Consider the following 13,852-nt stretch of genomic DNA (forward strand, 5'->3'; position numbering starts at 1 on the left):
TTGGTTAATTAGAGATTAGTAAAATGGTTTTTGTTACGAAAGTGGGCAACGAACCCTCTAATCTCTGATCAACTAATCACTAAACCCCAAATCTTTACTGTAACAAAGTATATGTTTTTCAACCGTTTTAGCAAGCGCCTCCAGGTTTGAATAGTCGCTGGCTGTGGCTATATCTTTAACGCTTCCATCCTTCATCAGTATACCGATATTGCCGTCGCCAACGCGGTAGGCATTGTTTTTTATGGAGTCGGTAAATACAAAATAACCAATCTCATCAGCCGCAATGCCGTATCTGTTCATGGCTAATTTACCCAGCTCTTCAACCTGTTTTTGGTCGGCCGGTTCATTAGTTATCTCTACATGCGGTAATTTGCGATGCACAAAATTGTTGCACAGGGTAGATAGCACAAAGTCGTCGCTCAAAGCCCAGACTTTTACCGCCGATAGTATATCTGTATCATCCAAATGCGTAAAGATCTCTAAGTGGCCGTCTTTAATAAACACTTCGCTCGTAAGCGTATGATTTAAAAAATGACCGAGCGAGGGTGTAGCAAAAAGTTTCTCGCCCCGTAAAACCATTTGGCGTGCACGCTCCAGAATTTTCACCAACAGTTGCTCGGCAGCTATCACCGTTTTGTGCAGATATACCTGCCAATACATCAGCCTGCGGGCTATGATAAATTTTTCGACCGAATAAATGCCTTTTTCCTCAATGACAATGTGATCATCCTTTACATTCAGCATTTTGATAATGCGGTCATAACTCACCACGCCTTCAGATACGCCTGTAAAAAAGCTATCACGATTCAGGTAATCCAGGCGGTCCATATCCAACTGGCTGGATACTAATTCATGCAGGAATTTTTTAACATAAGTGTTTCTGAAAACGCTGATAGCTTTGGTTAACCGGCCATCAAACTCTTCATTCAGCTTATCCATCAACAGGATAGAAATATCCTCGTGCGATACGCCTTTAACAATGGTATGTTCCAACGCGTGCGAGAACGGGCCGTGACCAACATCATGCAATAAAATGGCGATGGTTAGGGCTTCTTCTTCGTCAGTAGTGATTTCATGGCCTTTTGCGCGCAGCGTTTCAATGCTCATCTTCATGAGGTGCATAGCACCCAGGGCATGATGAAAACGCGTATGCAGCGCACCCGGATATACCAGGTGGGTCATGCCCAATTGCTTGATATACCGCAGGCGCTGAAAGTAAGGGTGTTCAATCAAATCGAACACCAACTCGGTTGGTATACTGATAAATCCGTAAACCGGGTCGTTTATAATTTTCTTTTTATTCAATGTGTAGTTTATACGCTGCAAAAGTCCTAAATTATGACATATGTTGTACCTGCTAATTGTTAATTTTTGTTAATACTATGCCATAAAGCATAACAAATGTCAGGCTTTGGGGTTATATGCCTATGTTTGGTCTGAATTATGCTTTAACAGCCTGACTTACTGAACGACATTTATTTATTGAATATTATCAAATATTATGCAGGATACGACAATACTGTGGGCTGATGATGAAATTGACCTGCTAAAACCACATATACTTTTCTTGAACGAAAAAGGTTACAAGGTGACAACTGTAACCAACGGAAATGACGCTGTAGAATCTTTTAAAAGTAACTACTTCGACCTGGTATTTCTGGATGAAAATATGCCCGGGTTAACTGGTATTGAAACATTGGCACAGATCAAAAACATCAATAACGATGTGCCTATTGTGATGATTACCAAGAACGAGGAAGAATACCTGATGGAGGACGCCATAGGTGCTAAAATTGGTGATTACCTGATCAAGCCGGTACACCCGAAGCAGATCTTGTCTACCATAAAAAAACTAACCGAGAATAAACGCCTGGTAACTGAAAAAACCACCATGGCTTATCAGCAGGATTTCAGGAACTTAGGTATCACGTTAAATGATGCGCTGAATTTCCAGGAATGGGTTGATGTTTATAAAAAGCTGATATACTGGGAACTTGAACTACAGCAGCTGGAAGATGCGGGTATGCACGAGATCCTTACCTTGCAAAAGGCTGAGGCAAACACACAGTTCTGCAAGTTTGTAGAGAAGAATTATCTGAACTGGCTGAAAGATCCGGATAATGCACCGACCATTTCTCCGCAACTGTTTAAAAAGAAGGTATTCCCGAAACTGGAAAGTAATGTGCCGGTATTCTTTATATTGATTGATAACCTGCGTTACGATCAGTTTAAGATCATCAACCCTATCATATCCCAATATTTTAAGTTAGAAGAGGAGGATACTTACTACAGCATTTTGCCTACCGCTACCCAGTATGCGCGGAACGCCATCTTCTCGGGCCTGATGCCTACAGAAATGGAAAAACGCTATCCGGATATGTGGCAGAATGATGAGGATGAGGGTGGAAAAAACTTATTTGAGGCCGATTTTGCTGCCGACCAGATAAGCCGTGTTTATCGTAAGGAATGCAAGCACTCGTATACCAAAATACTTAACATTGACGAGGGGCGCGCACTGAATGACTCGGTAAGCAACCTGATGAAAAACGATCTGAACATTGTGGTCTATAACTTCGTAGATATGCTTTCGCATGCGCGGACGGATATGCAAATGATCCGTGAGCTGGCCAGCGATGATGCGGCATATCGTTCATTAACGCTGTCTTGGTTTGAACACTCGCCTTTGATGGATCTGTTGAAATTCCTGGCTACTAAACAAGTGCGTGTAATTATCACCACTGACCATGGTACTATCCGCGTTAAAAAACCAAGTAAGATCATAGGCGACCGTAATACTAACACCAATCTGCGTTACAAACAGGGCCGTAACTTGAATTTTAATGCCAAGGATGTATTTCACGTACGCAATCCGCACGATGCGATGCTGCCGAAATTGCACGTAAGCTCAAGCTTTGTCTTTGCTAAAGAGGATACCTTCTTTGTATACCCAAATAACTATAATCATTTTGTGAATTTCTATAATGAAACCTTTCAGCATGGCGGCATCTCGTTAGAAGAGATGATCATCCCGATAGTGACCTATGGGCCCAAATAAAAGCTTAGTTGATTAGATATTATTAAAAAGAAAGAGCGCTCCGCGATATACGGGCGCTCTTTCTTTTTAAGATCTCTTGATTGTCTAACCGGAGACGCAAGATGTTGCGTTTCTACTGTGCGTTTTATCTAGAGACGCGATGTTTCGCGTCTCCCGCTTTGCAATTTCCGCATGTTTCTGCTCCTATCCGCGACATGGCTTTTTTAATATCTAACAGGAGAAGCACAATGCCTCTCCTCCAATCTAATCCTTCCTTATCTCTAAATTCCTATAATCGTGTAAGTTTTACCCGCTACCGTATTAAAATCATACAATAGTGTCGGCTTTTCTCCGGTAGGTTTCAATTGTGCTTTTTCTGAGATGATAGGCTTAGCCGTTTCTTCATTTTGATAAAAGAAGTTGCTGTTGGCGCCTTTAGCTGTTTTGATAGTGCCGCTGGTCAGTTTTAGGCGGTTAGGTACGCGCAGGCGGCAATTACCGCCTATGGTCGATTTGATTTTTACCTCACTCAGTTTGCCGTTATTCCACTTCATACTTACAATTTCAAACCCGCCGCGAGCGCGCAGGCCACTCACACTTCCTGCAGGCCAGGCATCGGGCAGGGCTGGCAACAGGTTTAGTGCACCATCGGCACTTTGCATAAGCATTTCGCTGATACCGGCCGTGCAGCCAAAGTTGCCGTCGATCTGAAACGGCGGATGCGCATCAAACATATTTGGATAAGTTCCGCCGCCATTGTTTGAGCTGCCATGATTTTTGCCGGTTGGCGTCAATTGGTTTTGTATTAATTTGTAGGCGTGATTGCCGTCCAGCAGTCTTGCCCACAAATTCACTTTCCACCCCATCGACCAGCCGGTGGATACATCGGTACGATAGATGAGCGAAGTACGCGCCGCATCAAACAGCTCAGGTGTGCGGTAGGCTGATATCTGGTTGCTAGGATACAAACCATACAAATGCGATACGTGTCGGTTATGATCATTCGGGCTGTCCAGATCATGCAGCCACTCCTGCAGCTGGCTATGCTGGCCTATCTGCATAGGCGGCAGCCTGTCGCGCGCCGCTTTCAGTTTGGCGGCAAATTCCTGGTCGATACCTAGTATTTTGGCTGCTGACATTACCTCACTGAAAATATCGAAAGCCAGCTGATTATCCATGGTTACGCCGGCGTCAATGGCAATGCCGCCGCCATATGCCTGCGGATTGTTTTCGGGCGATACTGATGGGCTGATAACTAACCAATGGTGTCCGGGCTCTTCAATTAAATCCTCAAGAAAAAATTGTGCTGCGCCCCGTATTGCCGGATACACGGTTCTCAGATAAGCTTTATTGCCGTTATACATATAGCGGTCCCAAAGCTGGGTGCTTAGCCATACGCCACCTGACGGCCACAGGCCTGAGTAGATAGCATCCACCGGGCCGGTAATGCGCCACAAGTCGGTGTTGTGGTGTGCCACCCAGCCGCCCACGCCGTACATGGTTTTGGCAGTTTGTTGGCCGGTTACTGAAAGATCCTTCACCATTTGTACTAATGGCTCGTGCATTTCGGCAAGGTTAGTTTCCTCAGCCGGCCAGTAGTTCATTTCAGTATTAATATTGATGGTATATTTACTACCCCATGGCGGGCTCATTTCTTTATTCCAGATGCCTTGCAGGTTGGCCGGTTGGCCGCCCGGTTGCGACGAAGAGATCAGCAGATACCGTCCAAACTGAAAATACAGCTCCACCAATTGCGGATCATTGCCGGTTGCAAAATCGGCTATACGCTTGTCTGTTGGATTTTTAGCTGCGTCTGTAACACCCAGATCCAGCTTAACGCGGTTAAAATATTTTTGATAGGCTGCAACGTGGTTCTTTACCAACGTTGCATAAGGGATAGGCCAGGCTTTGTTTAAATAATTACCGGCCCGGGCTGCTTCATCGGCACTGATATCGTCATACTTCACAAAATTTGTGGCGATAGATATAAACAGCGTGACCGCATTTGCTTTAGACACATTAACTGAAGTATCGGATGCCGACACATCGCCGCCATCTAACTTAACCCTTACCAGCGCCTGGAATTTATCCTGACCTTTAATGCCGTCGCGGTTACCTGATATGCCCGACAATACTAATTCGTCTTTGCCTTTGGTGATTACGCTTGATTTCTGCGGACTTGACATCGCTGCCGAAAAATTAAGACTTCCCGGCTTGCTTGCCGACAGATGCACCACAATAACCTGATTGGCGTTTGATGCAAAAGTCTCGCGTTTGTAAGTTACGCCATCAACAGTATAAGTAGTAGTAGTAATTGCTTTGGCAAGGTCCAAATCGCGGTGATAGTTTTGGTACTGCTCATGCCCGGGGAAGTTAAGATAAAGATTACCAACCGGCTGATAGCACATGCCGTTATCCTTACTGGTCATCATTTTTTTAGAGGCCAGGGCCGCTGCTTCTTTGCGTTTATTTTCAAAGATAAGGCGCTGCACCTCCTTTAAAACTGATAAAGCCTGATCGTCATCATTCCGGCTGGGGCCGCCGCTCCACAATGTGGCTTCATTAAGCTGAATGGTTTCGCGGGCCGGATTACCATATACCATACCTGCCAGGCGGCCATTACCTATAGGCATTGCGCGCTCCCACACTGAGCCCGATGGCGTGTCGTACCAAAGCTTTAAATCGTTTTTTTGTTGCGCAAACAAAGGGCTAGCCGCGCATGTCAGCGCCAGCGCCAAAAGGTTTCGTCTCAGGTTCATGATAAATTGGTTAACAGCTTAATTTTATTAAACTTTTACCAAAGTAATCATTATCCGTTAATAATTGCAATCGATTGCAATTATTTTTTATGGTTTATTGTTAATCTTAAAAGCTCCATCACCCAAACCGCCCTGGCTGTCTAAGCCTGCAATTTTTATGGTGTATTTGCCATTAATATCAGATGTATAAAAAGATACACGCGCTTTGCCGTTCCGGTCAGTAGTGATGTCAGGCTCCCAAAATATGGTTGAGCGGTAATCAGCTACTTTCACAGGCGATTCCATATTGTACTTTGGGCTATAAAATAACTTAGGGCTTGCCAATGGGATCGGCTGGTATTTTGCAGTAGCCGGAGGTGTAGGCCTGTACCAGCCTGCGCCGCTTTGGGTGGTAAGCTCAACATGTGCCCAGTCATAATCCATATGGCCTGCCCGGTTTGTATTCCTATTGCTATATGCAACCTCAAGGCCTATAAGTCCTTGGATGTGTATTCGGCTTAATTCATCTATTACATCACTTGAGTTCTGAAACCATACTAATTTGGCACGACCGGGCGCATTGATGGGGAACGCTGCCACATCTTTAATATCATCAGCACGTACTGCTGGTATTGAGTCTATCGGCTGCGGTAAATCTATATCAAGCGGCAATGGCCATCCATCTATTCGCAGGTCTATAGAATAGCCATTAAACTCCAGTATAGGTATAATCTCTTCACGAATAACATCGTCATGTTTCATTAATATAACCCAATATGAGCCAATTACTTTAAACCCGGGTAACTTTTGAGCAAGCAATTCATATAGATTAACAGCGCCCGATTCCTTAATATCTTTCTTATCAAACACCAGATCCGAGCCGCCAGGCCCGAAAACATTCCGCGATTGTGGAATAATTTTGGTTGAGTTGATCTTCACCTCTTCCAATACCCGGCCGGTTAGCTCAAAATCGTCTTTACCTAAGGCCGCTTTACGCTTAACGTAATTTAATTGCACAGTATCCGTGTTAACGTACCAGGGCGTTGACAGGATTTTGGCCGCCTCTGGCGCTATTACTGATTGAAAACGATCAACCGATACGTCACCAAAGTTTTTCACCTTTCCCTTGCCATTAATAGCTTGCAGCAAATAGGCGCCGCTGTCAATGCGGGGCAGGTTTTTAAATTCAAAAAGGCCATTTACGTCTGTGGTAGTCTCGTCCGAAAATACCGGCCGCAGCGACGTTATCCTTACGATACTGTTTGCAAGCGGTTTGTTGACCGCGTTGCTGGCCCTGCCACGTATTATGTACGGTTGTTCCGCCTTAAATTTCACAGGTTTGGCAGGGGCAAAGATATCTTTCCAATCATATCCCGTCCATCCCTGTGTCAGCATCAGGTTGTCCAGCGCCTGCCACGCGTATTTATCTTTACGGGTGACGTAATAGCCCGGGTTTTCAATTTCTCCTTTCAGGTCTGATCTGAGCAGCAGACTGGCAGCTATGCCGTTGTTGTCCATGCTGTCAGGTTTAACCTGAGAATCATCAGTTACCGCCAGGGAGAAACTACCCTGCACCGGCATGCCACTTTTGTCTTTTACGTTTATCTCTAATCCCACGCTGTCGCGCTTAAAATATCTGTCTTTGTTAGGTTTGATGCTGATGTTCAGTGCGTCGTTATTGTCAATAAACACGGCCCGTTCATTAATCGGGATACGGCCCTTAAAGAAGGTAAACCTTGCGATGCCTGTTGGGAACTGGTTCTTTGCCACCGTAAGGATAGGGTTATTCAGGTTAACTTTTTGCGAATAGTAAACCACACCCCTGGACATCCCTGTCAAATAGCAGGCACTATCGGCAGGCAATGATTGGGTGCCGGCAATTTCAATCTTCACGCTGTCACCTTTTTCGGGGTTATCAATATGCATTACCGTACCTGCCGATTGAATTTTAGGCAACTCAAATGCCTTAGCTACCGGTTCGCTTATTTGCGCCCTGTAGGTCTCGCCGGCCTGTGGGGTAAATTCAAAGGTGCCCATGCCTTGATGAAGCGGCATAAATGAGGCTATCTTATTGTTTTTACTGTCATAGATCCCGCCCGCTACAGCAATGCCCCGGCCATCTTCGACAATTGCTTTAAACCCAACCACCGATTTAAGGCCCGCTACCAGGTTGCCGCCTTCGGGCAGAAATTGTACATCGATATTTTGGAGGCGATTAACCATAAGCGGTACCTGCGTTATCATATACCCATCGTCTTTATTCAAGCTGGTAATTTGTAGGCGAATGCGCCGCCTGTCTGATTTGCTGTTCAGTTCCTGACTGATGTTCAGGCTGCCGTCGGCACCGGTTTGCATTTCCTGTTTTGAAAGATAATGCCATTCGTCGTAAACCTTAACCTCAACCTTTTGATAGGCTACTGCCCGGGTAGGATCATCAGCCCGGGTTAATTTAAGATTAGCCTGCAACTGATCTTTATTACCGGCCTTCTGCATTTTAACGGACGAGTTTACCAGCCAGCTTTTTGTAGAAGGGATACCCAGATAAAAACGCTGCGTAAACATATAGTCGCCGCCAAAGTTCTGCATCCAGTTGGTGTAGGCCCGCAGGGTGTACCCGCCTTCTTTAAACATGACCGGCTTTAACGGTATTTGCCCCCATCCAATTCCATCTTTGACGGGGATGCTTATTCGGCGCACCACGTTTGTGCTATCGTCATCCAGTTCGACATATAATATGCCGCTTTGGCGGGAGGCGGTTAAGTTTACGCCGTCAAGCAGGTAACTCTTAAACCATAAGGTATCGCCAATATTGTAATAGGGCTTGTCGGTATGGAGGTAAAGCTTCTCAATCGGCAGGCGTTTGTTAAAGCTATCCAGCGGTGCAGTAATGCGGGTCAGGTTTTTATCGGTAGATGGCAACAGAAAGGCCTGATTGGCTGCGGCTTGTTCTCCATCTATCGTATATCTGAACACCTGCCTGCCCAGCTCGCCGTCGGCATTGATGCCCTCCACAGCTACTTTATAGGTGCCGGGCCCGTCGGCATTGAAAAAGTTAAAAGTGCAATTTCCTGATGTATCGGTTTTTAAATAGGGGTTCCAGTAGATGGTGGTACGCAGGTCGGGCATTTTTGTGGCATTGCCGGGGTGGTCATAATGCGGCGAGTAAAATTCGCGCACCTTGTTAAAGCCTTTGGGGGTAAGGTTTATCATGGATGGATTGTAGAACTTTTTAATCATGCCTCGATTGGTGAAGATCAAGATAGTAGGGCCGCCTAATATGGCTTTTAATGCCAGGTTAGCATCTACAACTTCTATTTTAATAATGTCGGTAGCATCCAATGTGCCATCATTAAAGATCTCGCCCTTTTCAATAGGGTCAAAAATCTTTATACCATCGATTATGATATTTACATCTGTCAGCTTTTGACTATCACGATACTTAGGATAATTGAGAAACAAACGCCTGTATGAGCCTTTGGAGATTGTTGTTTGAACAAAAACAATGCGTGGTAGTGCCCCCTGTAAACAAATACCCAAATTAGCACATAATTCAGGTTGAGGTATTTTGTAAACTTTGTCAACGGACTCTTCAGGGACTTGAAAAATACCTTGCATAGCAATAGCCTGTTTAGGCTCTGGTTTTTTAGCCCTTATCTTTACTTCTTTCAGCCGATGTACTTTATCCAGCATACCCAATCTTTCATAAATATCATCTTCCTTTTTACCACTTTCTAAAAACTGCTGCAAAGTGCTGTGAATATTCAGGCTCAAATCGGCCGGGTTTGGGTTGGGATTAATTTTTATTCCGGGGATACTATCCAATATCAGCTTAACCTTATCGCTGCCTTTATTAGTCCGAGCTTCAATAGCAAATTTAATGCTATCGGTGGCAAACATGGGTTCAAAACTAAACCGGCCATCAGCACCTGCGGTGGCTCTTTTAAGCAGTTTGGCTTTTAGCGATATTAAGCTGACATTAGCGTCTGCAACCGGAGCAGGTTTATTATTTAAAGTAACTACCTTGCCCGAAATAACCATCCCCAATCCTTCAACTGGGAATGCGGGTTGATTATCAACCGGGCTGTTCAGCTCTTTCCAGCTAAAGCGGCGGTATCCTTGGGTAAGCATCAGGTTATCCAGGGCTTTGTCAACCTCCACACTTTTGTTGGCGAAGTAATAGTTAGGTTGTTCTACATAGCCTTTCAGATCAGAAGTGAGCAACAGGTTTGAAAAAATAGTGCTTTCTTTGTTTTCATCAAAAGGTACTTTACTTTCGTCGATCACTGACACCGAAAAATTACCGAATGTGGGCTGGCCCTTGCTGTTTTTTGCTGTTAATTTAACCTGGATACGCTCCTTGCTCTTATAGCTAGCCTTTGCAGTTTTTATGTCCAGAGACAGCTGATCATTGCTGCGGATAAAAGCAATACGCTCGTTCAAAGGTTCGCCCGAACTGTTAAACAAAGTAAATTGAGCAATACCAGTGGGGAATGATTGTTTACCAAGCCAGATAGAAGTAATAGGCTTTTCTATTTTTATCGGAGACGAAAAAACGATCTCACCATTTATATGGGCAATTATATTAACCTGCGACTGCAATAAAGATGCCGATGCCTGTATCCTGAGTAAAACACTGTCTTTATTGGGTTGATATATACTAAGCACATATCCTCGATCTGCCGCCTGCGGTAAAGCAAAAGTTTTGGTACTGCCATCATCAAAAATAATATTGGCTTTATAAATTTTACCGGCAATTGGCCTCAATAAAAAACTACCCATGCCGGCATGCAGGGTTTCTATTTTAGCTACTTCTTTGTTATCATCATCCGTGATATTGCCCTTGACGTTTATACCGAGTCCGTCAACATCTACCGCCTTAAAGGCTATCCTTGAGTTGCTGCCATTAACCAGGTTGCCGCTTTCGGGAAAGAATTGCACATCGCTTTGCGACAGGGTAGCCTTAACCGGGAAATCACGAGATACTGGGTATTTGTCGCTGCCCTGTAAAATGGTGTGGATATAAGCACCTTCAGGATGCTGTTTAATATCATCGGGAATCGCAATTCGTAAATTGCCCAGTGCATCGGTTTGGCTATTTTGCTGCCATAGGGCTTTGTGGTTTACCCAGATCTCATAGCGTACATCCTTTTCGCCTAAAGCCTTGCCTGCATCATTGGTATAATTAAGCAGGGCAGTAAGTACCTGCTTGCCCTTGTTATCCCGGTAACTGAAATCAGCCTTAGCGACAATGTCACCGCCGGCGATATCCCCTACCAAAAAAGTATGGTCATAAAAATAGTCCTCGCCTGCATTACGCATCCATTGCGTGTAAGCGCGGATACGGTAACTGCCCTGGTGGTAATCGTCCTTCAAAATAAAATCGCCCATAACCATGCCCGAGGTAACCGGTAGCTTAAGCTGTTGTAACAAGGAATCCCGCTCATTGATCAGCTCCACATACATAGCTCCGCTTAAGGCCGATAGTTGATGCCGCGAACCGATGGTCAGGTAGCCTTTAAACCAGATGGTATCGCCCAAGGCATAGTAAGGCTTGTCGGTGTGCAGGTATACTTTTTCCTGCGGGATGCTGTCTGTCCAGCGTTGCAGGTTGGTAGTCAGTTTGCCCAGAACCGGGTCGTCCGGGCGCGAAGTAAAGGCAAGAAGAGAAAAAATCAAAAAAATAAGGCACAATCCGGTAAATGCCCGAACTTGTATTTTCATGGTGCAGATGTTTAGGTTTAGATTTTTAGAAATTATAACGCAGTTTCAGCGATGTATATTAAGGTCTAAAAAGGTAATGATGCCAATGGAATATAAGACTTTTCATAATTGGGGGAAAGATTGGAGTATTGGTTACAACTAATGTAAACAGATTATTACATTGAATGCAAATAAAAGGCGTTTTGAACTTGAAAAAATGACTTATAAGTCATTTTTTAGCGCCTTTAAGCCCTGAAAAAATAAACCGGTATCGCTAAAAGCAACACCGGTTATAACCAACTCAAACTAAATAATGTAGTGCCAACCCCCTAATTAGCCTACTATTAGCTATTGTTATTAATGGTGATATGGTTAAGGTTATTTGAAGGTATAAATTATACTAATTAGTTTTGTTGTTCATTTTGTTCACATTTTTTTACCCGTTTAAGCTATTGAAAATAAGGATGTTGTAGTCGGTTGTTTAAAAGTTGATCTCCTGCTCCTGTTTATTCGTCTAAATGGTTGCAGCATCCGTTGCTTATATTTCGGGGTTTTATTTAAAGATTTACTACTTTGCATTAATATAACACTTATAATAATAAACGTATACGTAGCATTTTAAACTTAGTTGTAAAATGCGCTTCATTTAAATATTGTATGTCTAAATTTCGTAGTACAGACTGGTTTGGCAAGAGGGATAAAATGGGCTTCATATACCGCAGCTGGATGAAAAACCAGGGTATGCCCGAGGATATGTTTGATGGCCGCCCGGTAATTGGTATTTGTAATACATGGTCTGAACTTACGCCTTGTAACGCGCATTTGAGGGATATTGCCGAAAGTGTACGCCGCGGAGTGCTTGAGGCCGGGGGCTTTCCGGTCGAGTTTCCGATCATGTCGCTGGGCGAAACCTTATTGAAACCTACCGCAATGCTATTCAGAAATCTGGCTAGCATGGATGCTGAGGAGTCAATCCGCGGTAATCCTATCGACGGTGTAGTGCTGCTAACCGGTTGCGATAAAACTACACCTTCAACCATGATGGGCGCCGCCAGTGTTGATCTGCCCACTATTGTTGTACAAGGCGGGCCAATGCTGAACGGTAAATATAAAGGCCACGACATAGGTTCGGGCACTAACGTATGGACTTTCACCGATGATTTAAAGACCGGTGCGATGAGCTATGCCGAGTTTACTGAAGCTGAAAGTTGTATGTCCAGAAGCCCCGGCCATTGTATGACTATGGGTACGGCATCGACAATGGCATGTATGGTCGAGTCGTTAGGGATGTCATTGAGTGGCAGCGCGGCGATACCTGCAGTCGACTCCAGGCGTAAACGCATAGCGCAGCTTTCGGGCAGGCGTATAGTAGAGATGGTGAAAGAAGATCTGAAGATGTCAAAAATACTAACCCGCTCAGCTTTTGAAAATGCGATAAAAGTAAATGCGGCCATTGGCGGATCATCCAACTTTGTCATTCACTTAACTGCCATTGCAGGCCGTATGGGTGTTCCGCTTGATATTGAGGATTTTGACAAACTGGGCAGTAAAATGCCGTTGCTGGTAAACCTTATGCCATCGGGCAAATTCCTGATGGAAGATTTTTATTATGCTGGCGGCCTGCCTGCCGTGATCAAGCAAATGAGTGATGTGCTGGATATGGAAGCGCTGACGGTGACCGGTAAGTCGCATAAAGAGAATATAGTCGACACTGGTAATATCTATAACGAAGCCGTTATTTATCCATTTAACAAACCGTTGATTGAAGAAGCAGGTATTGCCGTTTTAAAGGGCAACCTGGCTCTAGATGGCGCCGTGATCAAACCATCGGCTGCTACACCTGAATTAATGCAGCATCGCGGACGTGCGGTGGTGTTTGAAAATATTGAAGATTACCATGCCCGCGTTGATGACCCCGACCTGGATATTGACGAAACCTGCGTAATGGTGTTAAAATGCGTTGGCCCTGTGGGCTACCCGGGTATGCCTGAGGTTGGTAACATGACCTTACCTAAAAAGATACTGGCCAAAGGTGTTACCGACATGGTACGTATATCAGATGGCCGAATGAGTGGTACCGCCTTTGGCACTGTAGTGCTGCATGTATCGCCTGAGTCGGCTATAGGAGGTACGCTGGGATTGGTAGAAAATGGCGACATGATCCGGCTGGACGTAGCAAAGCGCGTAATTGAGCTTGAAGTTCCGGAGGAGGAATTAATTATGCGTCGCGGCAGATGGGCCCCACCACCGCTGACTTCAGAGCGCGGTTATGTGAACCTATATGTTAACCATGTGCAGCAAGCGGATAAAGGCGCTGATCTTGATTTCCTGGTAGGAAGTTCAGGCTCAGATGTGCCCCGTGATTCGCATTAAATAAACA

General features: G+C 44.7%; 5 protein-coding genes. 2 read left to right on the top strand and 3 right to left on the bottom strand.

All coding sequences use genetic code 11. The features are described from left to right. Window positions 1–72 precede the first annotated feature (72 nt). Window positions 73–1,305, bottom strand: coding sequence for an HD domain-containing protein (locus tag ABD772_RS08355; protein WP_345102794.1), 1,233 nt, complete (start codon window positions 1,303–1,305; stop codon window positions 73–75). A gap of 196 nt (window positions 1,306–1,501) precedes the next feature. Here ABD772_RS08355 and porX point away from each other — a divergent pair, with 196 nt between their 5' ends. Beyond that, on the top strand, window positions 1,502–3,055 hold the full coding sequence (porX, locus tag ABD772_RS08360; protein WP_345102796.1) for a T9SS response regulator signal transducer PorX: 1,554 nt from the start codon (window positions 1,502–1,504) through the stop codon (window positions 3,053–3,055). Window positions 3,056–3,315: 260 nt separating this feature from the next. Here the strand turns inward: porX and ABD772_RS08365 are convergent, their stop codons facing one another. Together ABD772_RS08365 and ABD772_RS08370 are read right to left on the bottom strand one after the other, a co-directional pair. Further along, window positions 3,316–5,793: a glycoside hydrolase family 95 protein gene (locus tag ABD772_RS08365; RefSeq protein WP_345102798.1), complete on the bottom strand. Its 2,478-nt coding sequence runs from the start codon at window positions 5,791–5,793 to the stop codon at window positions 3,316–3,318. A gap of 87 nt (window positions 5,794–5,880) precedes the next feature. Beyond that, on the bottom strand, window positions 5,881–11,493 hold the full coding sequence (locus ABD772_RS08370; RefSeq protein WP_345102800.1) for a hypothetical protein: 5,613 nt from the start codon (window positions 11,491–11,493) through the stop codon (window positions 5,881–5,883). Between the two features lie 636 nt (window positions 11,494–12,129). Between ABD772_RS08370 and ABD772_RS08375 the strand changes: the two genes are divergently transcribed. Beyond that, the gene (locus ABD772_RS08375) at window positions 12,130–13,845 is read left to right on the top strand and encodes an IlvD/Edd family dehydratase (RefSeq protein WP_345102801.1); all 1,716 of its coding nucleotides are present in this window, start codon (window positions 12,130–12,132) and stop codon (window positions 13,843–13,845) included. The last annotated feature ends 7 nt before the right edge of the window (window positions 13,846–13,852 follow it).

It is taken from the genome of Mucilaginibacter panaciglaebae, assembly GCF_039539265.1.
Classification (GTDB): domain Bacteria; phylum Bacteroidota; class Bacteroidia; order Sphingobacteriales; family Sphingobacteriaceae; genus Mucilaginibacter; species Mucilaginibacter panaciglaebae.